Source organism: Mycobacterium sp. SMC-14, from assembly GCF_046250075.1.
In the GTDB taxonomy this organism is placed as follows: domain Bacteria; phylum Actinomycetota; class Actinomycetes; order Mycobacteriales; family Mycobacteriaceae; genus Mycobacterium.
Map to the genome: position 1 here is coordinate 492,270 of NZ_CP176429.1, position 25,691 is coordinate 517,960.

The window sequence follows — 25,691 nt, forward strand, 5'->3', positions numbered from 1 at the left end:
ACCTGCAGGCTGTCAATCTGCCTTGAGCTGCACGCAGTCATGGACGGTGCCGACCGCCTGCTGGGTCCCGGGCTCGAACACCGGCCGGTGCAGCAGGGCCTTGGCCGGCGTGACCAGTACCGGGCCGGCCGGATCCTCGGGAAGCTCGGCCAGGCCATCGACGAGCAACGAGTATTCGCCGACGTCGCGGCCGGGCCAGACCAGGGTGACGGCGTTGCGGGTCGACAGGTTCTCCCGGCCGTGCGATCCCACCGGTCCGATGTCCAGCCGGGCACCGTCGAAGCTCGGGGTGATCGCGGTGGTGCGGACGCGGTAGTCGTCGCCGACAGTGACCAGGAAGGCGTACCGGTAATCGCGCAGCAGCTCGGCCAGGCGTGCGAGGTCGACGGAGCGGGCCATGGTGTCCAGGATAGTAATCCGGCACGAGACACGTCCCAGAGTCGTGCGCCATGATGGGCCTATGGAATTTCGCTACCTGGGCAACTCCGGCCTGCAGATCTCGGAAATCACCTACGGCAACTGGCTCACCCACGGCTCGCAGGTCGAGAACGACGTCGCCACCGCCTGCGTGCACGCAGCGCTCGATGCCGGCATCACCACCTTCGACACCGCCGACGTCTACGCGAACGGGCGGGCCGAGGAGGTGCTGGGCGCCGCATTGGCGGGCCGGCGGCGTGAGTCGCTGGAGATCTTCACCAAGGTGTACTGGCCGATCGGGCCGGCCCCGTTGGGCCGCAACGACACCGGCCTGTCCCGCAAACACATGATGGAGGCCATCGACGGATCGCTACGCCGGCTGGGCACCGACTACGTCGACCTGTACCAGGCGCACCGCTACGACATCTTCACCCCGCTCGAGGAGACCATGCAGGCCTTCGCCGACATCGTCCGAGCGGGCAAGGCGCTCTACATCGGCGTCAGCGAATGGACCCCCGAACAGATCCGCCAAGCCCACGGGTTGGCCCGCCAGCTCGGCGTATCGCTGATCTCCAGCCAGCCGCAGTATTCGATGCTGTGGCGGGTGATCGAGCCGGAGGTGGTCCCGACCTGCCAAGAGCTGGGCTTGAGTCAGATCGTCTGGTCACCGATGGCCCAGGGCGTGCTGTCCGGCAAGTACCTGCCCGGTCAGCCGCCGCCGGCCGGCTCGCGTGCCACCGACGAGAAGGGCGGCGCGAACTTCATCAAACGGTTCATGACCGATGACGTGTTGACCCGGGTCCAGCAGTTGGCGCCGATCGCCGCGGAGCTGGAGCTGACCACGGCACAGTTGGCGATCGCCTGGGTGCTGCAGAACGACAACGTCGCTGCCGCTTTGGTCGGGGCGTCCCGCCCGGAGCAGGTCGCCGAGAACGTCAAAGCCTCCGGCGTGCGGATTCCTGCTGAGCTGCTGGCGCGCATCGATCAGGTTCTGGGTGACGCGGTGACCAGCGACGCCGAACTGGTGGCACGCTCGACCCCGCCCAAACGGTTGATCTAAGACGTCATGCCCGGCACAGGAGCTGGCTGTGCGGGATCATCAAATAGCCGTCTGGATCGTCGGCCCAGTTTCGCCAGGCCTGTGAAATCGCCTGCAGCTTGGCCTGATCGGCGGCACCACTGTCGAGCAGTTGCTGGGCGATGGCCGATTGCAGGATCCGGTCGGCCCACATGCCGCCCCAGTGCTCTCGGTCGGCGGGGGTGGCGTAACAGGTCGCGCTCGTCGTAGGGGTGATGTCGGTGAACCCGGCCGCGTGCGCCCAGGCCAGCAGATGCCGGCCCGCGTCGGGCTCGCCGCCGTTGGCCCGCGCCGCGTCACGGTAGAGCCGCAGCCAGTCGTCCAACTCTGCCGACGCCGGATACCAGGTGAACGCCGCATAGTCGCTGTCGCGCACGGCCACCAACCCGCCGGGCTTGCATACTCGGCGCATCTCGGTCAGGGCGGTCACCGGGTCGGCGACGTGCTGTAGCACCTGATGGGCATGCACCACGTCAAAACTGTTGTCACCGAACTGCAATACGTGCACATCGGCAACCACAAAGTCGATGTTGTGCTGCCCCCGCTCACCTGCGCAGGCGCGGGCCAGATCCAGTGCCTCGGGGACCGGCTCGATGGCGGTCACTCGGCCCGGCGCGACGAGGGCGGCCAGATCCACCGTGATGGTTCCCGGCCCGCAGCCGACATCGAGCAACTGCAAGCCCGGCCTCAGCGATCCCAACAGATAGGGCGCGGAGTTCTCCGCGGTGCGGGAGCGGTGGGCGCGCAACACCGATTCGTGATGGCCGTGGGTGTATTTGGGCTCTGATGGCTCAGTCACACTCCGAAACGGTACGCCGGTGGATTCGGTGGGCGGTCAGGCCGGCGCGGGTTGACGGCCGCGCACCAGCCTGCCGGGCCGGGCCGCGGTGGGCTTGCCGTTCTCGGCGATGATCTCGCCGGAGACGATCGTCGCGACGTAGCCGTCGGCGGTCTGATCCAACCGGCGCCCACCGGCCGGCAGGTCATAGGTGACCACCGGCTTGTGCAGCCGCAGGTTCTGGTGGTCGATGACGTTGAGATCGGCCTTGTATCCGACCGCGATGCGACCGCGGTCGGCCAGGCCGGCAACCCGGGCCGGCGTGGACGTCAGTTCGCGGATCGCCGCTTCGACGCTGAGTCGTCCCGACGCGCGGTCACGGGCCCAATGGGTCAGCACATAGGTGGGAAAGCTGGAGTCGCAGATCATTCCGTAGTGCGCACCACCGTCTCCCAAGCCCAGCACGACGTCGTCGCGACGCATCAGGGCGCTGACGGTGTCCAGTGAGTTGTTCTCGAAATTGGCCAGGGCATCGAGCAGGATCGCATGCCCGCCGTCGTCGAGCAGCCGGTCGTATGCCTCCTCGACCGGGGATACCCCACGTGCTCTGGCCCGTGCCGCAATACTTTTCGACGGGTCCGGTTCATAGTCGGGATCATCGCCGAGCGGGAAAGTCCACTCCCAGGACTGGGCCAGGTAGGCGAGCGGGTTGGTCGGGACGATCGTCGGGCGGTCGGACAGAATCTGTTGCCGCACCTCCGGTTTACGCATCTGGGCGACCCGCTCTGCCAGCGGCAGGCGAGCGATCTTTTGGTAGCTCGGGTACAGCACGAATGGATGAATGCTCAGGTCCAGTCCGACCATCAGTCCGATCGGGCGGGGAAATATCTGCGCGGTGATCGCTGCTCCGGATCCGTTGGCCTTCTCGACCATGTCGATGGCGTCGCGCCAAAGCCGCGCACCGGCGTTGCCGATAAGCAAGCTGAACGTGACGGGCAGTCCTGCTTCGGTAGCCGCGTCGAAAACCTGTTGCAGCACAGGCTGGTAGGTGCCTTCGGGAAGATCCGGGACGAACTGGATCAGCCCGCCCCCGCCGTCGGCCAGGCCGCGGCTGATCGCGAGGATCTCGGCGTAGGAGGCGTCGTAGCTGGGGATCTGGGTGCCGGTCTTGGTGCGGTGCGTCATCAGCCGTGAGGACGAGAACCCCAGTGCGCCAGCCTCGGCGGCCTCTTGGGCCAGTCGGCGCATCTGTGCCAGATCCTCGGGCGTGGCCGGTTCGCGGTCCACACCGCGCTGGCCCATCACGTAGACGCGCAGCGGTGAATGCGGCAGGAACGCCGCGACATCGATATCGCGCTGACGCTTGTCGACGGCGTCCATGAACTGCGGGAAGGTCTCCCAGGTCCATGGCAGACCGTCCGTCATCACCACACCGGGAATGTCCTCAACGCCGGCCATCAGATCCACCAGCACGTCGTGATCGTCGATCCGGCACGGCGCGAACCCCACCCCGCAGTTGCCCATCAGCGCGGTCGTCACGCCATGCGCCGAGGAAGGATTGAGCCGATCCGACCAGATCGACTGTCCGTCGTAGTGCGTGTGCAGGTCGACGAAACCCGGTGTGACCAGCAGCCCGGTCGCATCGATGACGCGGTGCGCCCCGCCATCCCTGCCGGATACCTCGCCGATCTCGGTGATGACGCCACCGCGGACCGCGAGATCGCCGACGTAGGGTTGCCCGCCCAGTCCGTCGACAATCGTGCCGTTGCGGACCACGACGTCGAGGCTCATCTAGTTAATCTACGACCCTGCGGTTCGGCATGCCAGGATGTATTCCGTGATCGACCACGTGGGCATCAACTGCAGCGACTACGCGAAATCGCAGCAATTTTACGACGCGGTGCTAGGCGTCCTGGGCTACACGCGGCAGCTGGATGTCGGCGTGGCGCTCGGTTACGGGCGAGACGGCAAGCCGACGTTCTGGATCGCCGACGCCGGCGCGGGTGACGCCTCCGGGCCCAACCGCGAGATCCACGTCGCGTTCAGCGCCGCTGACCCCGATCAGGTGCAGGCGTTCTACGACACCGCCGTGCGACTGGGTGCCGAGTCCCTACACGCGCCGAGGCTGTGGCCCGAGTACCACCCCGGCTACTTCGGCGCCTTCGTCCGGGATCCGGACGGCAACAACGTCGAGGCGGTCTGCCACCAGGCGTAGCGTCGGGCGGTATGACGGAGAACGACACAACCGCCGCCCTGCGGGCCCTGCTCCGCGACGCGTTCACTCGGTTGATCGAGCACGCCGACGAACTCACTGACGGGCTCACCGACGAGGTGGCCGACTATCGCCCGACCGCGCAGGCCAACAGCATCGCGTGGCTGCTCTGGCACAGCGCCCGAGTGCAGGACATTCAGGTGGCCCAGGTCGCCGGCGTCGAGCAGGCGTGGACTCGCGACGGCTGGGTGGATCGATTCGGTCTGGACCTGCCGCGTGATGACAGTGGCTACGGCCATAGCCCCGCCGATGTCGCCAAGGTTCGGGCACCGGCAGCACTGCTTGCGGGCTACTACCGCGGCGTGCACGAGTTGACCCTGGGCTATCTCGACGGTGTCACCGCCGACGAGCTGTCCCGGGTCGTCGACACCCATTGGGATCCGCCGGTGACGGCCGGGGTCCGGCTGGTCAGCGTCATCGACGACTGCGCCCAGCATCTGGGACAGGCCGCGTACCTGCGGGGCCTGAAAAGCTAGGCTCCTCCGGACTTGACACCTGTCGAGGCCCGGTGCGATCCGGGTCACAGCCCGGACTAGCATGGCGCCATGACCGCCACCAACTCAGTCGCCGCCTTCACCGGCACCGGAACCGTGTTCAGCCCCGCTACCGGGGAAGCTGCCGGCGAGGTGCGGTGGACCGACCCTTCTGACGTCGAAAAAATCGCTGCCGGGCTGCGCACCGCCCAGCGGGAGTGGGAGCACCGCGGCGCCAAGGGCCGGGCCAAGGCCCTGGCCCGTTTCGCCTTGTGGCTCGGTGACAACCGGGACGAGATCGAGAAGCTGCTGATCGCCGAGACCGGCAAGTCCAGTACCGACGCCGCGCAAGAGGTGCCGCTGCTGATCATGATCCTGTCGTACGTGATCAAGGTGATGGACAAGGCGGTGGCCCCGGAGACTCGGCCCGCGTCGCTGCCGGTGATGAGCATCAAGAAGATCGCCATCCACTACCGGCCCCGGCCGGTGGTCGGCGTGATTGCGCCGTGGAACTACCCGGTGGCCAACGCGCTGATGGATGCCATCGGCGCTTTGGCGGCCGGCTGCGCGGTGCTGCTCAAGCCGTCCGAGCAGACCCCGCTCACCGCGGAACTTCTTCGCGAAGGCTGGCTGGCCTCCGGCGCACCGGACGTGTTCGCGGTGGTGCAGGGTGCGCGCGAGGTCGCCGAAGCGGTGATCGACAACTCCGACTACGTGCAGTTCACCGGCTCCACCGCCACCGGGCGCAAGGTCGCCGAGCGGGCCGCGAGCCGGCTGGTGCCGGTCAGCCTCGAGCTCGGGGGCAAAGACCCGATGATCGTGTGCGAGGACGCCGACATCGACCTGGCCGCGCACGCCGCGGTCTGGGGCGCGATGTTCAACGCCGGGCAGACCTGCGTATCGGTCGAGCGGGTGTACGTGCTGGAACCCGTCTACGACAAGTTCGTCGCCGCCGTGGTCCGCGACGTCGAGGGGCTGCAGATGGGCACCGGCGAGGGCAAGCACTTCGGGGCCCTGATCAGCGACCAGCAACTGGCCATCACCGAGCGGCACGTGAAGGAAGCGGTGGCCGCGGGCGCGCGTGCACTGACCGGCGGTGAACGCGCCGGCGGTCCGGGCAGCTTCTACCCGCCCACCGTGCTGGTCGACGTCGACCACTCGATGGCCTGCATGACCGAGGAGACCTTCGGCCCGACCCTGCCGATCATGAAGGTCGCCAGCGTCGACGAGGCGATCCGACTGGCCAACGACAGCGCCTACGGATTGAGCGCCTCGGTGTTCTCCCGTGACGTTGCGCGGGCCAAAGACATTGCCTTGCAGTTGGATTGCGGGGCGGTGAACGTCAACGACGTGATCTCCAACCTGATGTGCACGACGGCGCCGATGGGTGGCTGGAAGACCTCGGGCATCGGTGCGCGCTTCGGTGGTGCGGACGGCATCCGCAAGTTCTGTCGGCAGGAGACCGTCGTCGCGCCGCGCACCAACGTCGGTGCGGGCGGGAACTTCTACCACAATTCGCTGAAGACGCTGGCCCGAAGCAACCGGCTGATCACCAAGCTGGCGCTGGCGCGACCGCGCCGCACCGCGAAATAGTGCGCGTCTTCACCGCGACACTGTTCTGGCTGCTGGCCACCGCAACGCTTGCGGTGGCACTGCCGACGGCGTGGGCGCAGTACAACCTGATCGACGCCGACGGCTACGCGCGGTTGGCGGCCCGGGCCGCGGCTCAACCGGCCCTGCAGGACGCGGTGGCGGCTGAACTCAGCGCCCAGACGGTCCAGCTGATCCGGGGGAGCGGCTTCGGCATCGACCCGTCGGAGGTCCGGCAGGCCGCCCGCCAGTACACCGCCGGGCCGTCGTTTCCGGCGCAGTTCGTTCGGGTCAACCGGGACGGGCACGCGTGGCTGCTCAACGTCGGCGATCCCGGCCCCTGGGAGATCGACGTGATACCGATGCTGCGTGACGACGCGTTCGCGCAACTGTTGTCCGACTACCCGATTACGCTGCCCGCGTCGTTGACGGTGCCGCTGACCTCGACGTCCACCGAGGTGATGCGTCCCGGTGGGTTGCATCGGCTCGCGGTGTGGGGGCCATTGCTCACCGTCGTACTGGGCGCAATGGGCGGATTGTGCGCGATCCTGACGCTGGTCGCGGCACGGCGCCGCGGCAGGGCGTTGGCGAGCCTGGGTGTTTCGGCGCTGCTGGTGGGCGCCGTCGGCTGGTCGGGAGTCGAAGTGGCGCGGCGCCTCCTCGACCAGGTGCTCAGCCAGGCGACCGGCGATATCCGCCGGATCACCGATGCCCTCGCCGATGTGGCCGAGGGGAGTCTGCACCTCTGGCTCAATCTGACCCTGGCGGCCGGTGCGGTCTTGGTGCTGGTCGGGGTGGGAATCGCGCTGGCGGGCGGCCTGCGCAAGTCCTGACTCGCCAACATCGCCGCCCTGGCGAACGGCGTTGTCAGCCCTGCTGGCCCAGCATCCGCCACAGGAACGAAAAGCTCAGCGCTGACTTGAACGCCGCCTGGGCGTTGTCGGCCGCGCCGCCGTGCCCGCCCTCGATGTTCTCGTAGTACCAGACCCGGTGGCCACTGTCCTGCAGTGCCGCGGTCATCTTGCGGGCATGCCCCGGATGCACCCGATCGTCTCGGGTGGAGGTGGTGATCAGCACCGGTGGGTACGCCGCATCGGCGGAAATGTTCTGGTACGGCGAGTACTCGCGGATGAACTCCCACTCATCGGGGTCGTCGGGGTCGCCGTATTCGGCCACCCAGGACGCACCGGCGAGCAGCAAGTGGTAGCGGCGCATGTCCAGCAGCGGCACCTGGCACACCAGTGCGCCGAACAGCTGCGGGTAGGCGGTGAGCATGATGCCCATCAGCAACCCACCGTTGCTGCCGCCCACCGCCCCGAGCTGCTCGACTCTGGTGATGCCGCGGTCCACCAGATCGGTTGCCACTGCGGCGAAATCCTCGGCCACCAGGTGCCGGCCGGCACGCATCGCCTGGGTGTGCCAGCCTGGCCCGTATTCGCCGCCGCCACGAATATTGGCCAGCACGTAGGTGCCGCCGCGTTCCAGCCACAACCGGCCCAGCACGCCGTCGTAGCCGGGTGTGCGCGCCACCTCGAACCCGCCGTAGCCGCCCAGCAGTGTCGCGCCGGTGGCGCCCGCCGGGCGCACCACGAAGTACGGGATCGCGGTACCGTCTTTGGAGGTGGCGAAGTACTGGCTGACGTCGAGTCCGTCGGCGTCGAAAAACGCCGGAGCGGATTTGATCTCGGTCAGCTTCCCGTCCACTGCGCCGTGCAGCAGTCGTGACGGACGGTCGAATCCGCTTGAGTCCAAGAAGATCTCGTCGCCGGTGTCGTCGGCGGCCGCAATGACGGTGTTGGTGTTGGCCGGTACTTCGGCAATGGGACGCCGCTGCCAGTCGCCGGGCCTGACTACCTCCACCCGGCTGGCCACGTCGTGCAGCGTGACCAGGACCAGGCGGTCGCGGGTCCACGCGTAGTGATGCAGTGCGGTGTGGGCATCGGGTTCGAAGATGACGCTGCACTGCGCTGTGCCGGCGAGAAATTCGTCGTAGTCAGCGGCCAACAGCGAGCCGGCCCGATATGACGCGGCGGGCGTGTCCCAGTCGGTGCGCAGATCGATCAGGATCCATTGCCGGTGTACCGACACCGAGGCATCGGTAGGCGCGTCGATGCGGATCAGCTCGCCCTCGCGCAATTCGTAGACTTCGTCGTTGAAGAAGTCGATCGCCCGCGACACCATGGTTCGTTCGAATCCCGGGGTGCGGTCTCGGCCCGCAGCGACCACCACATCGGTGGCCGACCCAGTGAACACCGTCTCCGCCTGCGCCAACTCCTGGCCGCGGCGCCACCTCTTCACCATCCGCGGGTAGCCGGACTCGGTCAGTGAGTCGGCACCGAAGTCGGTGCCCACCAGCACGGTGTCGTCGTCCTCCCAGCCGATCCGGGTCTTGGCCTCGGGAAGCTCGAAGCCCTGGCCGTCGGGTCCGACGAATTCCCGTGTTGCCATGTCGAATTCACGCACCACCACGGCGTCCGACCCGCCGCGCGACAGCGATATCAGAGCCCGAGTGTGGTGGGGTTCGATCACGTTGGCTCCGCCCCAGACCCAGTTCTCGTCGTCGGCGCGGGCCAGCTCATCGAGGTCGATGACGACATCCCACACCGGACTGTCGGTGCGGTAGCTGTCCAAGGTGGTGCGTCGCCACAACCCGCGCGGGTTGGTGGCGTCACGCCAGAAGTTGTAGAGGTACTCGCCCCGGCGTCGTACGTAGGGGATACGGGCGTCGGTGTCGAGCACCTCGCGCGCGGTGGCGCGCATCGCCTCGAAGTCGTCGCCGGCGAACTCCTCGACGGTTCCGTCGTTGTGAGCGCGCACCCAGTCCAGTGGCTGCTCGCCGGTAACGTCCTCCAGCCACAGGTACGGGTCGTCAAAGTCCTTAGCAGGCTGGGTAGACATAGCAGTCATTGTGACCGCGACGGTAATGTGAGTTGAGTAACACCCACGGCTAAGGAGCAGCATCGATGACCGTTTTCGCACGTCCGGGTTCTGCCGGCGCGCTGATGAGCTACGAGTCCCGCTACGGGAACTTCATCGGGGGCCAGTGGGTGGCACCCGTCGGCGGTGAGTACTTCGAGAACACCACGCCGGTCACCGGCCAGCCGTTCTGCGAGATTCCCCGCTCCACAGCGGCCGACATCGACCTGGCGCTCGACGCCGCGCACGCCGCCGCCCCGGCGTGGGGAAAGGCGTCCCCGGCCGAGCGGGCGGATGTCCTGGCCAAGATCGCCGACCGGATCGACCAACACCGCGAGGAGCTGGCGGTCGCCGAGGTGTGGGACAACGGCAAGCCGGTCCGGGAGACGCTGGCCGCCGACATCCCGCTGGCCGCGGATCACTTCCGCTACTTCGCCGCGGCGATCCGCACCCAGGAGGGTGCGCTGAGCCAGCTCGACAACGACACCGTCGCCTACCACTTCCATGAGCCGCTGGGCGTGGTCGGTCAGATCATTCCGTGGAACTTCCCGCTGTTGATGGCCGCCTGGAAGCTGGCGCCCGCCCTGGCCGCCGGCAACGCGGTGGTACTCAAGCCGGCCGAGCAGACCCCCGCCTCGATCCTGTTCCTGATGAGCCTGATCGGCGACCTGTTGCCGCCGGGAGTCGTCAACGTGGTCAACGGATTCGGTGTCGAGGCCGGCAAGCCGCTGGCGACCAGCAACCGGATCGCCAAGATCGGCTTCACCGGCGAGACCACCACCGGGCGGCTGATCATGCAGTACGTCAGCCAGAACATCATCCCGGTCACCCTGGAGCTGGGCGGCAAGAGTCCCAACATCTTCTTCTCCGACGTACTGGCGGCCAATGACGACTTCCAGGACAAGGCCTTGGAGGGATTCGCGGGCTTCGCCCTCAACCAGGGCGAGGTGTGCACCTGCCCGTCCCGGTCGTTGGTCCAGGCCCCCATCTACGACGAGTTCCTGGAGCTGGCCGCTATCCGCACCAAAGCGATCCGCCAGGGCGATCCACTCGACATCACCACGATGATCGGGGCGCAGGCCTCCAACGACCAGCTGGAAAAGATCCTGTCCTACATCGCGATCGGCAAGGAGGAGGGCGCCACCACCGTCACCGGCGGTGAACGCGCCGAGCTGGGCGGTGAGCTCTCGGGCGGCTATTACGTGCAGCCGACGATCTTCGCCGGCCACAACAAGATGCGCGTCTTCCAGGAGGAGATCTTCGGTCCGGTGGTCTCGGTGACGTCGTTCACCGACTACGACGACGCGATCTCGATCGCCAACGACACCATCTACGGGCTGGCCGCCGGAGTGTGGAGCCGCGACGGGAACACCGCCTATCGGGCCGGACGCGACATCCAGGCCGGGCGAGTCTGGGTTAACTGCTACCACGCCTATCCCGCGCACGCGGCTTTTGGCGGCTACAAGCAGTCCGGCATCGGCCGGGAGAACCACAAGATGGTGCTCGACCACTACCAGCAGACCAAGAACCTGCTGGTGTCCTACTCCCAGTCGGCACAGGGTCTTTTTTGATGGGCCTGTTCTGATGGACGCACCAGACCGGGTGCTGATCACCGACGCGGCCGCCGACCTGGTGGCGCGACTGGTGGCGCGCCACGGTCCGGTGATGTTCCACCAGTCCGGCGGCTGCTGCGACGGGTCGGCACCGATGTGCTATCCCGACGGCGATTTCCTCATCGGTGACCACGACGTGCGGCTCGGTGTGTTGGATGCGGCCGGGATCGACGTGCCGGTCTGGATCTCCGGTCCGCAGTTCGCGGCCTGGAAGCACACCCAGTTGATCATCGACGTGGTGCCGGGCCGCGGGGCCGGGTTCAGCCTGGAGGCACCCGAAGGCCTGCGGTTCCTGACCCGCGGTCGGGCTTTCACCAACGCCGAGAACACCCTGCTGGAATCAGTCCCGGTGATCACCGGGTCGCTACCGCGCTGATCGGTGTGGTCGCCGTAAAATCTGGTGGTGTGATTCCGCTGCCACGCCCTTGGTTGTTGAGCAGCGCCATGCTGGTCGGGGCGGCGGTCGGCATCTTGACCGGGATCGGCTTGAGCCTGGTCATCACCGCGCCGCTGCGCCCGGACGTCGCGATCACGCTGGTGCTGGGAGCGCCCAGCATCGCGGGGCTGGTGCTGGTGTTCGTCTCCTCACGTCGGTGGGTAACCGCTCTGGGTGCGTTTCTGCTCGCGATGGCGGTCGGATGGTTCGGCGCACTGGCCACGATTCAGGTGGTGTCGGGTGTCTGAGACCACCGATACCGGGTCACTGCCCATGACCGAGCCGCACATGGCTCCGATCTTCGACACCGGGCCGCACCCGGTACCGCTGCCCGGACCGGCGGAGGCGCTGGACGAGCCGGTCACCGGTGACGAGCCGATCGCCTGGCCTGAACCGGAAGGATCTGCGGCGGCGTCCGCATCGTCGCCGGTCAAACCGCCCAAACCGGTGGTCCTCACCGGCCAATACCAATTCCTGAAGTGGTGGCAGCTGGTCCTGGTGCTGTTGGCGGTGTGGATTCCGGCGGCCGGGATCGGCCTGGGACTGTTCTCCTGGTGGTATTCGCTGGCCGACAAGACGCCGGCCGTCTTCGTCGTGCTGGTCTATGCGGTGGTGTGTATGGTCGCCGGGCTGATCGTGGCGATGGTGGGGGAGAAACCGTTGGTGTCGGCGGTGGCGATCGCGCTGATGTCGGCGGTGTTCGCCGCCGCGGTCGCCGCGGCGCCGCTATATGGGCACTACTACTGCCAGCATGTGAGTCGCTGCGTCGCCGGAATCATCCCGTACTGACGCAATTCAGCTGCCCGACAACGTACTTTCCCACAGCAGCAGGTGCGCACGCAGCCAGGGATGGTTCACGGTGTCGAGCATCTTGACCCCCGCCTTCGCCAGCGCTGGGATTCCCACGAGCCGGTGGAAGTAGCGGCCGCGGCGGTACTCGCGCCCCCAGAACGACGTCAGGCGCTCCTGGTAGTTGGTGAAGTCGCCAGGGCCGCCGTTGACCAACGCCGCGACCGCACACTCGCCGGCAGCCAGCCCGGACTGTAGAGCTTTGGATATGCCGGCCCCCGACACCGGCCTCGCTGCACCCAGCGCGTCGCCGGCGAACAGTACCCCGGGGCGCCAGGGCGGCCAAGCGGTGAAGCCCATCGGCAGGCGCCAGCCCTGCACGGCCTTCGACCGCTGCAACTCGCCGATCGGCGGCAGCTCCCAGTCCGCGGGAAGCCCGGCAAGAAAATCGGCGAGAAGCCCGGTGGCATTGATCTGGTGCCAGTGCTTGTAGCTGTTGACGTAGCCCAGCCCGATATTCACCCGGCCGCCACCGAGAGGGAACACCCAGCCGTAGCCAGGCAGCTGATCACCGTGGAACAGCAGTTTCACATGGATGTCGAGCGAATCAGATTCGGGGCGGTTGGTCTGCATCTCCGCACGGATCGCGATCGCCGAGTAGCCGTTATGCCGCGAGTTGAGCTGCAGGCCCCGCTTGACCGGCGAGTAGGCGCCGTCGGCGGCGATCACCGCTCCCGCGAGCAACTGCTCCCCGGTCTTGAGCCGCACTCCGGTGACGCGCCCGCCGTCGTCGACGATGGGGCCGAGGACCTCTGTCGACTGGCGTACTTCGGCTCCCGCAGACTCCGCATTCTTGAGCAGCAAGGTATCCAACTCTCGCCGGCTGACGCTGTGCCCGTGGTCCGGCATCCCGGGCCGCCGCGGAAACGACACCTCCCATTCGCGCGGGCTGAATACGGTGGCCCGGTTCAGCCGGTGAAAGCCGGCGATCTCACCGGCCAGGCCCATCTTCTGCAGGTAGCTGACGGCCCGGGGCGTCAAGCCGTCGCCGCAGGGCTTATCGCGTGGAAACTCGGCCTTGTCCAGCACCACCACCCGGGCACCGCTCCGCGCGGCTTGCCAAGCCGCCGCGGAGCCCGCTGGACCGCCGCCGCACACCGCCACGTCGTATCGCTGCGTCATAGGGCACCGCCCCCACTGAACTGTCGGTATGGCGTCTGTCCTGCCAGCATGGCAACCGTTGCGTGGCGGTACCGGCCACTTGGAACAGACCACAGCTTCTTCTTCCTAATGAACCCGCTTGGGGGAAGTCCGAGGTGGCCCCGGTTGCGCCTGGCGCCAGCGGCCTGACCCGTTAGGGTGGGCTGGTGACCCACTTTGACGTCGTCGTCCTCGGAGCCGGCCCCGGCGGATATGTAGCGGCCATTCGCGCCGCCCAGCTGGGCTTGAACACCGCCATCATCGAACCGAAGTACTGGGGCGGGGTCTGCCTCAACGTCGGCTGCATTCCCTCGAAGGCGCTGCTGCGCAACGCTGAGTTGGCACACATCTTCTCGCGCGAGGCAGCCACGTTCGGGATCAGCGGCACCGCCACCTTCGACTACGGTGCCGCGTTCGACCGCAGCCGCAAGGTCGCCGAGGGCCGGGTGGCCGGCGTGCACTTCCTGATGAAGAAGAACAAGATCACCGAGATCCACGGCTACGGCACGTTCACCGACCCGAACACGATCTCGGTAGCCCTCAATGACGGTGGTACCGAGACGGTTACGTTCACCAACGCGATCATCGCCACCGGGTCGAGCACCCGGCTGGTGCCGGGCACCTCGCTGTCGGACAACGTCGTCACCTACGAGCAGCTGATCCTGAGCCGCGAGCTGCCGAGCTCAATCATCATCGCCGGCGCCGGGGCCATCGGCATGGAGTTCTCCTACGTGCTGGCCAACTACGGCGTGGACGTCACCGTGGTGGAGTTCCTGCCGCGGGCGCTGCCCAACGAGGACGCCGATGTGTCCAAGGAGATCGAGAAGCAGTTCAAGAAGCTGGGCGTCAAGATCCGCACCGGAACCAAGGTCGAGTCCATCGTGGACAGCGGGGGCGACGGCCCGGTGACCGTCACGGTCAGTAAGGACGGTCAGACCGAGGAACTCAAGGCCGACAAGGTGTTGCAGGCCATCGGATTTGCCCCCAACGTCGACGGCTACGGGCTGGAGGCGGCGGGTGTCGCGCTGACCGAGCGCCGCGCCATCGGTGTCGGCGAGTACCTGCAGACCTCGGTGCCGCACATCTACGCCATCGGCGACGTCACCGGGCTGCTGCAGCTGGCGCACGTCGCCGAGGCGCAGGGCGTGGTGGCCGCCGAGACCATCGGCGGGGCCGAAACCATGTCGCTGGGCGACTACCGGATGATGCCGCGCGCCACGTTCTGCCAGCCGCAGGTGGCCAGCTTCGGGCTCACCGAGGAACAGGCCAAGGCCGAGGGTTACGACGTCAAGGTGGTGAAGTTCCCGTTCACCGCCAACGGCAAGGCGCACGGCGTGGGTGACCCGAGCGGGTTCGTGAAATTGATCGCCGACGCCCGCTACGGCGAGCTGATCGGCGGGCACCTGGTCGGCCATGACGTGTCCGAGTTGCTGCCGGAGCTCACCTTGGCGCAGAAGTGGGACCTGACCGCGGGCGAGCTGGCCCGCAACGTGCACACCCACCCGACCATGTCCGAGGCGCTGCAGGAGTGCTTCCACGGCCTGACCGGCCACATGATCAACTTCTGACGTTGCGGCGGGCCGGTGGCCTACTCGTAGCTGACGAAAGAGATGACGTTGCCGTCGGGGTCGCCGACATGAAAGTCGGTGCCGCCCCAGGGCTTTTGAGTCGGTTCCTGGATGATGGTGGCACCGCGTTCGGTGATTTCATCGAACAGCGACTCGACGTCTGACACTTCGATCGTGGCCAGAATCAGAGAAGGTTCAGAGGCGGCCAGCTGGGCGAAATTCGGCTGGGCAACGAAGCGAAGATGCAGGCAGACCTCGTCGCGCGACACCGCTCCGTAGAAGGGCGGCGATCCATGGAGGAAGTCGATCTCAAACCCGAGCTTGGCTTGAAAATAGCCGGCACTGGCTGTGACGTCTCGAACGAACAGGATCGGGACGACGGAGTCCAAGCGGGTCTTCTTCATGAGCCCTCTCGTTTCTGACCGCTTATGGTGACTGCTCCCCGGGAACAGCCCTGGCTAGGTCATCAGCGCGAAAACGACCAGCCCGGTGACCATGCCGGCTGTGTTCGCGCAGGCGTTGACCACGTCGTTGCCCACCCACCGCCAGCCGGTGGACGGCGTTGTCGGTGCGCCGCAGTGCAGGGCGTCCTCCACCGTGGCACCGCACGTCGCGCAGGCGAAGCGGGCCTGCACGCTGGCGCCGATCAGGGTGTCGACCAGCGAGCCGACGACTCCTGCCGCCAGGCCCACCGCCACCATCGCGGGCCCGCCGAACAGGGCGCCGAAGGCGCCGACGGCCAGCGCCCCCAGCACCGTTGCGCCCGAACCCAGCGGGGAGACCGCCCCGGAGGTGCCCTTGGGCACCCGACCCCAGGTGCGCAGCGACAACGGCTCCCGAACGGAGAAGCGTCCTATCTCCGAGGCCCAGGAGTCGGCGATGCCGGCTGCGATCCCGCCGATCGACACGGCGTACCAGAGCGGGTCACGGGTGAATGCGTAGCCGATCACCGGAACCAGCACCGGGAGGCCCGCGTTCACCGCGACCTGGCTCAGGGTGCGCATGCCCCCACTTCGTGTGGGCCGTCGATACGCGGTGAGCAGGCTGGTCAGTGAGAAGAACAACGCGGCCGGGATGATCCACGCCCAGCCACCGAGGCCGACGGCCACCCCGGCGATCAGGCCGCCGGCCAGTGCGCCCGGCAGGTCCAGCCATCGCATCCGCAGCATGAACGGCACGATGGCGCAGCCGAATACCACCGCGGCCAGCCACCGCAGCGCGTCGTCGGTCGACAGTTCCCGTGCCACGTGCAGCAGTAGCGCAACCCACGGTGTGATCAGCAGGTTGTCCGCCGCCGGCAGCACCAGAAGTTCCACGGCTGCTGTGGTTATCGCGACGAACAGTGAAACCGACACCGCCATAAACGTATTCAGTTCAAGTCCGACCCGGCAGAACACCCACGACACGGCGAAGGCGATGGCCACGAAGGCGGCCGACCCCTCCAGGGAGCGCACCCCGCCGCCGGCTTCGACTCGATGTCTGCCGTAGCGGTCCCCGATCAGCGCCGCACCGGCGTCGGCCAGTCCCAGCACCACCACGCCTGCCGCGATGGCGACCCGGTCCGGCCAGAACGCCAGCACCGCGACCAATGCCCCGGCGGCGAAGCCCACCAGTCCGTAGTCGCGAGACCGGGTGCCGTCGAAGACGCCGGGCACCGGGACCAGACCGCGCTCCACGATGACCGTCAAGGCCACCGTCGCGGCGGCCAGCACGCCCGCCACCACCACGCCGTGCGAGAGCTGGAAGGCCGCCAGCGCGGCGAACAGCCCGCACAGCGCGTGGGGGATCTTGCGGATTACCAGCGGCCCGGCGCCGCGCCGTGCCAGTGCGCGCCCGACGACGATCAGCACCGCTGCGATCAGCAGGACCCCGCCCCCGGCGACGGCCAGGTCGTGGCTCACGGTAGCTGTCACGCAGGACTACTCATCGAAGTCCAGCGGCACCCGCAGTGCGCTCAGGGTGGCGGCCAGCGCGTCGTATTGGCTGGTCAGCATGACGAATTCGATCAGCCGGGGGCGATCCAGATGGGCAGCCAGCTGCGTCCAGGTGGCGTCCGAGAGCGTGCGGGTTCCCACCAGTTCGTCGACCCCGGTCAGCAATACGCGCTGCCGGTCGGTGAGCCCGTCCGCGCCGGGTCCTTCGAAGATCCGTGCCTGGGTGGCGTCGTCGAGGCCGACGGCCCGGCCCATCCGGCGATGGTGCTGCAGTTCGTATTGGCTGTCGCGCAGGTGTCCGACCCGCAGGATCACCAACTCGGTGTCGCGGTTCGGCAGCTTGCCGCCCCGCATAAGCACCCCGCCGAACGGCAGCCAGGACCACATCAATCGCTTGTGCTGGCCGAGTGTGGTGAACAGGTGCGCGCGGGGTACATGCTGGCGCAGGGCGATGACCTTGCAGACCAGCCAGTTGGCGACGCCGAGGTCGCGTAGGCCGGGGGAATCGGGGATACGAACAGTCACCGCTGTTGCTTTACCAGATACGGCGAGACAGTGCTGCGATGTTCGTTGAGATCCAGGTCACGGCCGAGCGCGGGGAAGGCCCGCTGTGGGCAGTTGTCGTGGTCGCAGACTCGACAGCCCACCCCGATCGCGGTGGCCGGGACGTCGTGGCCGGTCGCCAGATCCAGGCCTTCGGAGTAGACCAGCCGGTGGGCGTGGCGTAGCTCGCAACCGAGCCCGATCGCGAAGGTCTTGTCTGGCTGGCCCCAGCGGGAGGCGCGGCGTTCGACGGTGCGCGCCACCCACATGTACTTGCGACCGTCGGGCATCTCGGCGATCTGCACCAGGATCTTTCCCGGGTTGCCGAACGACTCGTAGACGTTCCACAGCGGGCAGGTGCCGCCGCTCGAGGAGAAGTGAAAGCCGGTGGCGGATTGTCGTTTTGACATGTTGCCGGCCCGATCGACCCGGACGAAGGAGAACGGCACACCCCGCATCGACGGCCGCTGCAGGGTGGACAGCCGGTGGGCGATGGTCTCGTAGCTGACGCGGTAGAAGGCCGAGAGTCGTTCGATGTCGTAGCGGAACGTCTCGGCGCTGTCGTGAAACTGCCCGTAGGGCAACACAATCGCCGCCGCGAAGTAGTTGGCCAGCCCGAGCCGGGCCAGGGTGCGGGAATCCTTCGAGGTGAACTTTCCCTCTTCGACCATGGTCGAGATCTGGTCGTCGAACTCCAGATAGGCCAGTTCGGCGGCCATCTTGAACACCCGCTGCCCCCAGGACAGGTGGTTGGAGATGTCCAGCGTCCGGGTTTCCGCGTCATAGCGGTGCAGCACTGTCTCGCCTAGGTCGATCCGGCGGTTGATGTGCACGCCGTGCACCTCGGTGAGTCGATTGGCCAGCTCGACGGCCAATTCGCCCTGGTGTCTGCGCATCCGGGTGGCCAGTTCCTCGGCGGCGGTGTCGAGTTCGTGCAGATAGTTCTGCCGCTGATAGAAGTAGTCCCGGACCTCTTCGTGCGGCATGGTGATTGCGCCGGTGCCACTGCCGTCGGAGAAGCGTTCCTCGGTGGCTGCGGCGAGTTGGGCCGTGGTGATGCGGTAGCGGCGGTGCAGGTTGACCATTGCGTGGGCCAATTTGGGGTGGGCACTGACCAATTCGGCCACCTCGGCCAGGTCGACGTCCATGTCGAGATCGCGGTCCATGGCGACCTCGCGCAATTCGGCGACCAGCCGGGTGTCGTCCTGGGAGGCGAAGAAGCTGGCGTCCACGCCGAAGACCTCGGCGATGCGCAGCAGCACCGCGACGGTCAGCGGACGAACGTCGTGTTCGATCTGGTTGAGGTAGCTCGGCGAGATCTCCAGCATCTGGGCCAGTGCAGCCTGGCTGAACCCGCGTTCGCTGCGCAGCTGGCGCACCCGGGCACCGACATACGTCTTGGCCACCCAACGAGCCTACCTGCTGTGAAGAGGGTGTTCGCAAAATTAGCGAGCGGTGATCCGATAAGAGCTGTGGTTCACAGTAATAAAGGATTTTCAGAAACCGTGTATCTGATCAGTGTTACTAAATAGGATCGTGAAAAATTCACAGAATCGTGAGGAGACGCCAGCCATGAGTCGTCGTCAGGGTTACCGCCGGACAGGATCGCAGAAGGCTGGGCGAGGAACTCGCTTCTGCCGTGTGACCGGCGCCGGAAGTGCGTTGACGGCCTTCCTGGCCTTGGGGATGACGCCGCTGACGACCGGGCCGGTAGCGCACGCCGACAGCTTCGATCTGCTGGACCCGGGCTTCTGGAGTGACTTCGCGGACGTGCCGGGCGGCGCGGACGGCGGCTCGCTGACCGACATGTTCGAGCAGTTCGACCTGGCGGTGGCGAGCTTCTACCACGACAATTTCTATCTGCCGCTGTATGACATGGGGCAGGACTTCATCACGCAGAACGCGCAGTTGCTTGAGCTGATCAATACGCCGTTCGTGGAGTTGTTCGGCCGGGATCTGATCGGCAACGGCGTCGACGGCTTCATCGGGACCAATGACTCGATCTTGGGTTCGTCGGGGCTGTTCGGCGATGCCGGCGACGGCGGGTTCCTATTCGGTGACGGCGGCACCGGTGCGGCCGGTTCGGCCGACGTCAACGCCGGCGTTGGTGGTGTCGGTGGGGATGCGGGTTGGTTCGGCAACGGCGGCACCGGTGGTGTTGGGTTTGCCGGTGCCGATGGCGGCGCCGGTGGAACCGGTGGCTGGCTGTTCGGTGATGGCGGAACCGGTGGCGCCGGTGGGGCTTCGACGGATCTGGCGGTCGCCGGCGGCAACGGTGGCGTCGGTGGGGCGGCTGGGATGCTGTTCGGCTTCGGTGGGGTCGGCGGCGCCGGTGGTGCCGGTGCACAGGGCGCGGCCGGTGGTAGCGGTGACAACGGTGCCACCGCCGGGGCGGGCGGCACTGCCGGCATGGCCGGCGGCAACGGTGGACAGGGCGGCAACGGTGGTGCCGGTGGCCGGGCCGGGTTCGTGGTCGGTATCGGTGGTGTCGGTGGCGCGGGCGGTGCCGGCGGTGCGGGCGGTGTCGGTGGCCTGGGTGGTAATGGCGCGGATGACCCCGAGGGCATCGGCGGTGACGGTGCTGCCGGTGGTATCGGCGGCAATGGTGGTGTCGGCGGCAACGCCGGTGTCGGCGGGGCCGGCGGGCATTTCGGGGCCGGCGGCAACGGTGGTGTGGGCGGTGCTGCGGGTGCGGCCGGTGATGGTGGTGCCGGTGGCCTGGGCGGCGACGGTCTGTTCGGTGGCGACGGTGGCGCCGGCGGCAAGGGCGGTGACATCGGGGTGGCCGGCAGCGGTGGCGCCGGTGGCGACAAGTTCATGGCCTCGGTCTGGGGCAATGCCGCACAGCCCGGTGCCGACGGCGCGGCGCCGTCGGGTGCGACCGGCAATGGTGGTGCCGGCGGGGCGGGTGGTCAGGGCGTCGGGACGCTGGAGACCGGCACCGGCGGATCGGGTGGCAAGGGCGGTGCGGGCGGCGACGGTGGTTCGCACGGCAATGGTGGTGTCGGCGGTGCTGGAGGCAACGGCGCCCAGGGCTCCGACGGTGGCACCGACCCCGACGGCAACGGCACGGCGGGTGGCGCCGGCGGTGACGCGGGCAGTGGTGGTGCGGGCGGCAAGGGCGGGGCGGTCTCGGGCAACGGCGGCGCCGGTGGGGCGTCAGGCACCGGTGGTGCCGGCGGTAACGGTGGTGCCGGAGCGGATGCCGAAGAGGGCAGCGGCGGCAACGGCGGCAATGGCGGTGCGGCCGGCGCGGGCGGCGCCGGCGCCGCCGGCGGCACCGGCGGCTCGGCAACACACGGCGATGGCGGCGCCGGTGGTGACGCGGGCGCCGGGGGTGCGGGCGGTGTGGCCGGCTCCGGTGGCGACGGTGCTGGCGGTGGGACCGGAGACACCGCCGGATCCGGCGGCCAGGGTGGTGTCGGCGCGGTCGGCGGTCCGGCCGGTACGGCCGGATCCGGGGGTACCGGCGGAGGCGGTGGCAACGACGGCGCCGACGGTGGTGTGGGTGCTGTGGGTGCCGACAGCGACGGTGGTGCCGGCGGGAACGGTGGCAGCGGTCAGGTGATCGACGGCGACGGTGTGCCGCTGTCGCAGAACGGTGGTGCCGGCGGTGAGGGCGGTGCAGCCGGTGGCGGCGCCAACGGCGGCGTCGGCGGCGATGGCGGTGCCGGCGCCAACGGTGTCGACGGTGTGACCGACCCGGAGACGGGCGACGGCACGACGGGCACGGTGGCCGGCAACGGTGGTGCCGGCGGTACCGGGGGTACGGCCACCACCGGCAACGGCGGCGTCGGTGGTCACGGCGGCACCGGGGGTACCGGCGGTGACGGTGGTGCCGGCGAGGACGCGACCGCGGGCAGCGGCGACAGCGGCGGCAACGGTGGCGGGGCCGGTGCCGGTGGCCACGGCGGTGCCGGCGGTAGCGGCGGTGCCTCCACCGACGGCACCGGTGGTACCGGCGGTGACGCCGGCGACGGCGGTAACGCGGGCAACGCCGGTGCCGGTGGTGACGGCGCCGGAGGTGGCTCCGAGGACACCGCGGGTTCCGGCGGCACCGGCGGTGCCGGAGCCGATGGTGGCGCGGCGGGCTCGGCAGGCAGTGGTGGCGCCGGCGGGACCGGTAAGGGTGAGTCCGGCGGCACGGGTGCCGATGGTGCGGGCAGTGACGGTGGCGCCGGCGGTAACGGCGGCAACGGGCAGGTGATCGACGGCGGTGGTGGTGAGCCGCTGGCGCAGAACGGTGGCGCGGGCGGTGCGGGTGGAACCGCGACCACCGGTAACGGTGGTGTCGGCGGCGACGGCGGTTCCGGCGCGGAAGGCACCGATGGTGTCACCGACCCCGAGGGCAACGGAACGACCGGCACCAACGGCGGCAGCGGTGGTAGCGGCGGTTCCGGTGGTGCCTCGACCGACGGCAACGGTGGCGTCGGCGGGCACGGCGGCACTGGAGGCGGCGGCGGTGACGGCGGTAACGGCCAGGACGCCGCCGACGGCTCCGGCGCCGATGGTGGCAACGGTGGCAACGCCGGATCCGGTGGATCCGGTGGGTCCGGCGGCACCGGCGGCTCCTCGACGAACGGCAACGGCGGTATCGGCGGCGGCGCCGGGGACGGCGGCAACACCGGCACTGCGGGCAACGGTGGCGATGGTGCCGGCGGCGGTGACGGCGTCACCGCCGGCGCCGGCGGTGACGGTGGCACCGGTGGTGAGATCGGCCACGCCGGTAGTGCCGGTGGCGGCGGTAAGGGCAGCGACGGTCCGGGCAGCGACGGTGCGGCCGGCAACAACGGATCCGGCGGCGACGGCGGCGCTGGTGGTAACGGCGGCGAAGGGGTCGGCCAGACCGGCGAGGGCGGACAGGCCGGCGGTGCCGGCGGGCAGGGCGGTGACGCCGGGTCGGTCGGTGACGGCGGCACCGGTGGTAACGGTGGTACGGGTGCTGATGGGGCTGACGGTGGCACCGACGGTGACGGCAACGGCACCGCGGGCACCGACGGCGGAGCCGGTGGTGCGGGTGGCACCGGTGGTGCCGGCGGGACCACGTCGGGCAACGGCGGTGCCGGCGGGCACGGCGGCGACTCCGGTGACGGCGGTAATGGCGGGGCGGGCTCTGACGGTCCCAACGGTGGCTTCGGCGGTACCGGTGGCAGTGGCGGGACAGCCGGTGGCGGCGGTACGGGCGGTACTGCGACGAACGGCACCGGAGGTGCCGGCGGCGACGCCGGTGACGGTGGAAACGGCGGGACCGGCGGCACCGGTGGTGATGCCACCGACCCGAACGGTGACGGTGGCACCGGTGGGGCCGGCGGCACCGGCGGTAATGCCGGTGACGGTGGCGTCGGTGGCACCGGCAGTGTCTCCGGTGGCACGGGCGGTGACGGCGGTGATCGCGGCGACACCGGGGGCGGCGGCCAGGGCGGCACCAACGGAGATGGCAGCCACGCCGGCAACGGCAGCACCGGCAAGGACGCCAGCGACGGCGGCGACGGTGGTGCCGGCGGTGCGGGTCTGGACGGTCAGCTCATCACCAATCCCGATGGCAGCGTGACCGCGCAGGCCGGTGGTGTCGGCGGTGACGGCGGCAACGCCGGTCGGATCGGTACCGGCGGCAATGGCGGCAACGGCGGTAAGGGTGCATCCGGAAACGGCGGCGACGGTGTCGACGGCGGTATCGGCGGCAACGGTGGTAGCGGTGGGGCCGGTGGCACCGAATCGGGTGACGCCGGTAACGGCGGTAACGGTGGCGACGGCGGCACCGTCAACGGCGGTACCGGGGCCAGTGCGGCGGCAGGTTCCAACGGCAACGGCCAGGACGGCGGTGCCGGCGGTAACGGCGGTGCCGGCGGAGTCGGTGGTAACGGCGGCAACGCCGTCCACGGAGCCGGCGGCCTCGGCGGCAACGCCGGAAACGGTGGCGACGCGGGCAACGGCGGCACCGGCGGCAACGGCGCCGGCGGGCCTACGCTCACCAATACGATCGACGGTCCGGCCGGCAACGGCGGTAACGGTGGCGCCGCCGGCCAGCACGGCGGCGCGGCCGGCACCGCCGGGCACGGCGGCACCGGCGAAGGAGGCCAGGAGGCCGCCGACGGCCAGGCCGGTGCGGCCGGCAGTGACCGGGCCAACGGCGGCGACGGCGGCAAGGGCGGCGACGGTGCGTTCGCGCGGGTCACTGCCCGACGTGTTGATGGGCAGATCGTCTACACGATTGTGTCCATCTCGCAGGTCGGCGGTGCCGGCGGTGTCGGCGGCAATGCCACCACGCTCGGCGACGGCGGTTCCGGCGGCGACGGCGGCGCGGGCGGCAGCATGTCGGGGAACAGCAACGGTATCGTCGCCGGCCGAGACGGCGGGGTCGGCGGGGTCGGCGGCAACGGGGCCGGCGAGGGCGGTAACGGCGGCGACGGCGGCAACGGCGGCGCCGGCGGCGGCACCAACGCCGCCGGCAATAGCGTGGACAGCAACCTGGGCAATGGTGGCGCCGGTGGTGACGGCGGCCTCGGCGGCGTCAATGGCGCCGGCGGCGACGGCGGTAACGGCGGCGGTGGCGGCACCTACTCCACCGGCATCGGCGGCACCGGCGGATCTGGCGGTGCCGGTGGCACCGGTACCAACGGCGGCCACGGTGGTGGTGGCGGCGGTGGCGGCGGTGGCGGTGCCGGCAACCACCAGGGGAACCCGGATACCACCATCGTCTTCGGCCACGGCGGCGCCGGCGGTTCCGGCGGTGCCGGTGGTGATGCCGATGGTGCCGGCGTGATCGGCGGTGCTGGCGGAACCGGTGGCGCCGGTGGTATCGGGGTGGGCGTCGGCACCGGCCCCGTCTCGATCGGCGTCGGTGGCACCGGCGGTGCGGGCGGCGCCGGTGGCGTGGTAGGCCCGAACGGTGACGGATCCGGTGGCACCGGTGGCACCGGCGGCACCGGCACCAATGGTGCGACCGGCGGGGACGCTGACGACGGCACCGCCGGCCAGCCCGACGGCACCCCCGGAACCACGGGGGGTAACGGCCAGAACAATCCGTAGCGCCCACAACGGCGGCCACCATCCGGACTCCGGTCCGGATGGTGGCCGCCATTTGGCATGATTTCGCTGGGTGGACGACAGGGAGCGCGGACCATGACAGGCGAACCGAGAACACAGCCGACCGGCCTGGCCAAGGTTTTGATGCCGGTGCCCGACCCACATCCCGACGTGTTCGACCGGCAGTGGCCGCTGCGGGTCGCCGACATCGACCGGCTGGGCCGCCTGCGGATGGACGCGGCCGCCCGGCATATCCAGGACATCGGCCAAGACCAGTTGCGCCAGATGGGATATGAGGCCACCCACCCCCTGTGGATCGTCCGGCGCACCATGATGGACCTGATCCGCCCTATCGAGTTCCAGGACCTATTGCGGGTGCGCCGCTGGTGCTCGGGCGCCTCCAACCGCTGGTGTGAGATGCGCGTGCGGATCGACGGGAAACGCAAGGGTGGCTTGGTCGAGGCCGAATCGTTCTGGATCAACATCAACCGGGAGACCCAGGGGCCGGCGCGGATGTCGGACGATTTCCTGGCCGCGCTGATGCGCACCACCACCGTCGACCGGCTGCGCTGGAAGGCCTACTTGAAGGCCGGTGGCCGTGAGGACGCGGACGAGATCCACGAGTACCCGATCCGGGTCACCGACATCGACCTGTTCGACCACATGAACAACTCGGTGTACTGGAGCGTGGTCGAGGACTACCTGTCGAGTTATCCCGAGCTGCTCGCGGCGCCGCTGCGGGTCACGCTGGAACACGACGCGGCCATCGCGCTGGGCGACAAACTAGAGATCGTCTCCCACGTTCACCCGGCTGGATCGACCGACAGGTTCGGGCCCGACTTGGTCGATCGCACTGTTAGAACGCTCACATACCTGGTGGGCGAAGAGGTCAAAGCCCTCGTCGCGATCTTCCCGCTGTAACACGTTCTAGTCAGTACGGGCGTACTGCTGAAACATGCGTTGACCTGTGTGGATATGTTACCGGCCGGTAGCTTTTTCGGCCGGTGTCGCGACAGGGCCTCCTCGCTATTCTTCGCAAACTTCGCATAACGTTCGTA

Annotated in this window: 20 protein-coding genes and 1 pseudogene; 12 read left to right on the top strand and 9 right to left on the bottom strand. The window is 68.7% G+C overall.

What is annotated here, in order from left to right; all coding sequences use genetic code 11:
* Positions 1–12: 12 nt before the first annotated feature.
* On the bottom strand, positions 13–399 hold the full coding sequence (locus ACKY0W_RS02350) for a hypothetical protein (protein WP_409436232.1): 387 nt from the start codon (positions 397–399) through the stop codon (positions 13–15).
* A gap of 61 nt (positions 400–460) precedes the next feature.
* Between ACKY0W_RS02350 and ACKY0W_RS02355 the strand changes: the two genes are divergently transcribed.
* Entirely contained in the window at positions 461–1,477 is a 1,017-nt protein-coding gene (locus ACKY0W_RS02355) for an aldo/keto reductase family protein (RefSeq protein WP_409436233.1), read from the top strand.
* A 4-nt stretch (positions 1,478–1,481) separates the two neighbouring features.
* On the opposite strand, the gene ACKY0W_RS02360 is transcribed toward ACKY0W_RS02355, so the two are convergent.
* Together ACKY0W_RS02360 and ACKY0W_RS02365 are read right to left on the bottom strand one after the other, a co-directional pair.
* A complete protein-coding gene (locus tag ACKY0W_RS02360; protein WP_409436234.1) occupies positions 1,482–2,294 on the bottom strand; it encodes a class I SAM-dependent methyltransferase in 813 nt (270 codons plus the stop codon).
* Between the two features lie 36 nt (positions 2,295–2,330).
* A complete protein-coding gene (locus ACKY0W_RS02365) occupies positions 2,331–4,064 on the bottom strand; it encodes an N-acyl-D-amino-acid deacylase family protein (RefSeq protein ID WP_409436235.1) in 1,734 nt (577 codons plus the stop codon).
* Positions 4,065–4,110: 46 nt separating this feature from the next.
* On the opposite strand from ACKY0W_RS02365, the gene ACKY0W_RS02370 reads away from it, so the two are divergent.
* The 4 genes from ACKY0W_RS02370 (at position 4,111) to ACKY0W_RS02385 (ending at position 7,441) form a co-directional block, all read left to right on the top strand.
* Positions 4,111–4,488: a VOC family protein gene (locus ACKY0W_RS02370; protein WP_409436236.1), complete on the top strand. Its 378-nt coding sequence runs from the start codon at positions 4,111–4,113 to the stop codon at positions 4,486–4,488.
* 11 nt (positions 4,489–4,499) lie between these two features.
* Positions 4,500–5,021 (top strand): mycothiol transferase, encoded by a 522-nt coding sequence (locus tag ACKY0W_RS02375; RefSeq protein ID WP_409436237.1) that lies wholly within the window; start codon positions 4,500–4,502, stop codon positions 5,019–5,021.
* 69 nt (positions 5,022–5,090) lie between these two features.
* Positions 5,091–6,611, top strand: a complete 1,521-nt coding sequence (locus ACKY0W_RS02380; protein ID WP_409436238.1) for an aldehyde dehydrogenase family protein — start codon at positions 5,091–5,093, stop codon at positions 6,609–6,611.
* Positions 6,611–7,441, top strand: coding sequence for a hypothetical protein (locus ACKY0W_RS02385; protein WP_406756481.1), 831 nt, complete (start codon positions 6,611–6,613; stop codon positions 7,439–7,441). The genes ACKY0W_RS02380 and ACKY0W_RS02385 overlap by 1 nt, the downstream gene beginning before the upstream one ends.
* Positions 7,442–7,475: 34 nt before the next feature.
* Here the strand turns inward: ACKY0W_RS02385 and ACKY0W_RS02390 are convergent, their stop codons facing one another.
* The gene (locus ACKY0W_RS02390) at positions 7,476–9,506 is read right to left on the bottom strand and encodes a prolyl oligopeptidase family serine peptidase (protein ID WP_409436239.1); all 2,031 of its coding nucleotides are present in this window, start codon (positions 9,504–9,506) and stop codon (positions 7,476–7,478) included.
* A gap of 65 nt (positions 9,507–9,571) precedes the next feature.
* Here ACKY0W_RS02390 and ACKY0W_RS02395 point away from each other — a divergent pair, with 65 nt between their 5' ends.
* The 4 genes and pseudogenes from ACKY0W_RS02395 to ACKY0W_RS02410 all read left to right on the top strand — a co-directional run bounded on the left by ACKY0W_RS02395 (position 9,572) and on the right by ACKY0W_RS02410 (position 12,362).
* Positions 9,572–11,095 (top strand): aldehyde dehydrogenase family protein, encoded by a 1,524-nt coding sequence (locus ACKY0W_RS02395; protein WP_409436240.1) that lies wholly within the window; start codon positions 9,572–9,574, stop codon positions 11,093–11,095.
* Positions 11,096–11,108: 13 nt separating this feature from the next.
* Positions 11,109–11,501, top strand: a pseudogene (locus tag ACKY0W_RS02400) (DUF779 domain-containing protein); the annotation flags it as partial.
* Positions 11,502–11,542: 41 nt separating this feature from the next.
* Positions 11,543–11,821 carry a putative holin gene (locus ACKY0W_RS02405; RefSeq protein ID WP_409436241.1) on the top strand — a complete coding sequence of 93 codons (279 nt, stop codon included), beginning with the start codon at positions 11,543–11,545 and terminating at the stop codon, positions 11,819–11,821.
* The gene (locus ACKY0W_RS02410; protein ID WP_409436242.1) at positions 11,814–12,362 is read left to right on the top strand and encodes a hypothetical protein; all 549 of its coding nucleotides are present in this window, start codon (positions 11,814–11,816) and stop codon (positions 12,360–12,362) included. The genes ACKY0W_RS02405 and ACKY0W_RS02410 overlap by 8 nt, the downstream gene beginning before the upstream one ends.
* Positions 12,363–12,368: 6 nt before the next feature.
* Here ACKY0W_RS02410 and ACKY0W_RS02415 read toward each other — a convergent pair whose 3' ends face one another.
* Complete coding sequence (locus tag ACKY0W_RS02415; protein WP_409436243.1) at positions 12,369–13,544, bottom strand: NAD(P)/FAD-dependent oxidoreductase; 1,176 nt, start codon at positions 13,542–13,544, stop codon at positions 12,369–12,371.
* Positions 13,545–13,729: 185 nt separating this feature from the next.
* Between ACKY0W_RS02415 and lpdA the strand changes: the two genes are divergently transcribed.
* Positions 13,730–15,130, top strand: coding sequence for a dihydrolipoyl dehydrogenase (gene lpdA, locus ACKY0W_RS02420; protein WP_409436244.1), 1,401 nt, complete (start codon positions 13,730–13,732; stop codon positions 15,128–15,130).
* A 20-nt stretch (positions 15,131–15,150) separates the two neighbouring features.
* On the opposite strand, the gene ACKY0W_RS02425 is transcribed toward lpdA, so the two are convergent.
* From ACKY0W_RS02425 to ramB, 4 genes are read right to left on the bottom strand one after another with little or no spacing between them, the layout of a single operon-like run.
* Positions 15,151–15,534, bottom strand: a complete 384-nt coding sequence (locus ACKY0W_RS02425) for a VOC family protein (RefSeq protein WP_409436245.1) — start codon at positions 15,532–15,534, stop codon at positions 15,151–15,153.
* A gap of 54 nt (positions 15,535–15,588) precedes the next feature.
* A complete protein-coding gene (locus tag ACKY0W_RS02430) occupies positions 15,589–17,043 on the bottom strand; it encodes a DUF92 domain-containing protein (RefSeq protein ID WP_409436246.1) in 1,455 nt (484 codons plus the stop codon).
* Positions 17,044–17,049: 6 nt separating this feature from the next.
* Positions 17,050–17,589 carry a carboxymuconolactone decarboxylase family protein gene (locus ACKY0W_RS02435; RefSeq protein ID WP_409436247.1) on the bottom strand — a complete coding sequence of 180 codons (540 nt, stop codon included), beginning with the start codon at positions 17,587–17,589 and terminating at the stop codon, positions 17,050–17,052.
* Positions 17,586–19,013: an acetate metabolism transcriptional regulator RamB gene (ramB, locus tag ACKY0W_RS02440; protein ID WP_409436248.1), complete on the bottom strand. Its 1,428-nt coding sequence runs from the start codon at positions 19,011–19,013 to the stop codon at positions 17,586–17,588. The genes ACKY0W_RS02435 and ramB overlap by 4 nt, the downstream gene beginning before the upstream one ends.
* A 235-nt stretch (positions 19,014–19,248) precedes the next feature.
* Between ramB and ACKY0W_RS02445 the strand changes: the two genes are divergently transcribed.
* Both ACKY0W_RS02445 and ACKY0W_RS02450 read left to right on the top strand, forming a co-directional pair.
* The gene (locus ACKY0W_RS02445; protein ID WP_409436249.1) at positions 19,249–24,636 is read left to right on the top strand and encodes a PGRS repeat-containing protein; all 5,388 of its coding nucleotides are present in this window, start codon (positions 19,249–19,251) and stop codon (positions 24,634–24,636) included.
* A gap of 93 nt (positions 24,637–24,729) precedes the next feature.
* Positions 24,730–25,554 (top strand): acyl-ACP thioesterase domain-containing protein, encoded by an 825-nt coding sequence (locus tag ACKY0W_RS02450; RefSeq protein WP_409436250.1) that lies wholly within the window; start codon positions 24,730–24,732, stop codon positions 25,552–25,554.
* Positions 25,555–25,691: the final 137 nt, after the last annotated feature.

What these genes read in the sequence shown, in the direction of transcription:
- ACKY0W_RS02350 (WP_409436232.1), bottom strand. Translation starts at nt 399, where the DNA reads ATGGCCCGCTCCGTCGACCTCGCACGCCTGGCCGAGCTGCTGCGCGAT.
- ACKY0W_RS02355 (WP_409436233.1), top strand. Translation starts at nt 461, where the DNA reads ATGGAATTTCGCTACCTGGGCAACTCCGGCCTGCAGATCTCGGAAATC.
- ACKY0W_RS02365 (WP_409436235.1), bottom strand. Translation starts at nt 4,064, where the DNA reads ATGAGCCTCGACGTCGTGGTCCGCAACGGCACGATTGTCGACGGACTG.
- ACKY0W_RS02375 (WP_409436237.1), top strand. Translation starts at nt 4,500, where the DNA reads ATGACGGAGAACGACACAACCGCCGCCCTGCGGGCCCTGCTCCGCGAC.
- ACKY0W_RS02380 (WP_409436238.1), top strand. Translation starts at nt 5,091, where the DNA reads ATGACCGCCACCAACTCAGTCGCCGCCTTCACCGGCACCGGAACCGTG.
- ACKY0W_RS02390 (WP_409436239.1), bottom strand. Translation starts at nt 9,506, where the DNA reads ATGTCTACCCAGCCTGCTAAGGACTTTGACGACCCGTACCTGTGGCTG.
- ACKY0W_RS02395 (WP_409436240.1), top strand. Translation starts at nt 9,572, where the DNA reads ATGACCGTTTTCGCACGTCCGGGTTCTGCCGGCGCGCTGATGAGCTAC.
- ACKY0W_RS02415 (WP_409436243.1), bottom strand. Translation starts at nt 13,544, where the DNA reads ATGACGCAGCGATACGACGTGGCGGTGTGCGGCGGCGGTCCAGCGGGC.
- ACKY0W_RS02425 (WP_409436245.1), bottom strand. Translation starts at nt 15,534, where the DNA reads ATGAAGAAGACCCGCTTGGACTCCGTCGTCCCGATCCTGTTCGTTCGA.
- ACKY0W_RS02450 (WP_409436250.1), top strand. Translation starts at nt 24,730, where the DNA reads ATGACAGGCGAACCGAGAACACAGCCGACCGGCCTGGCCAAGGTTTTG.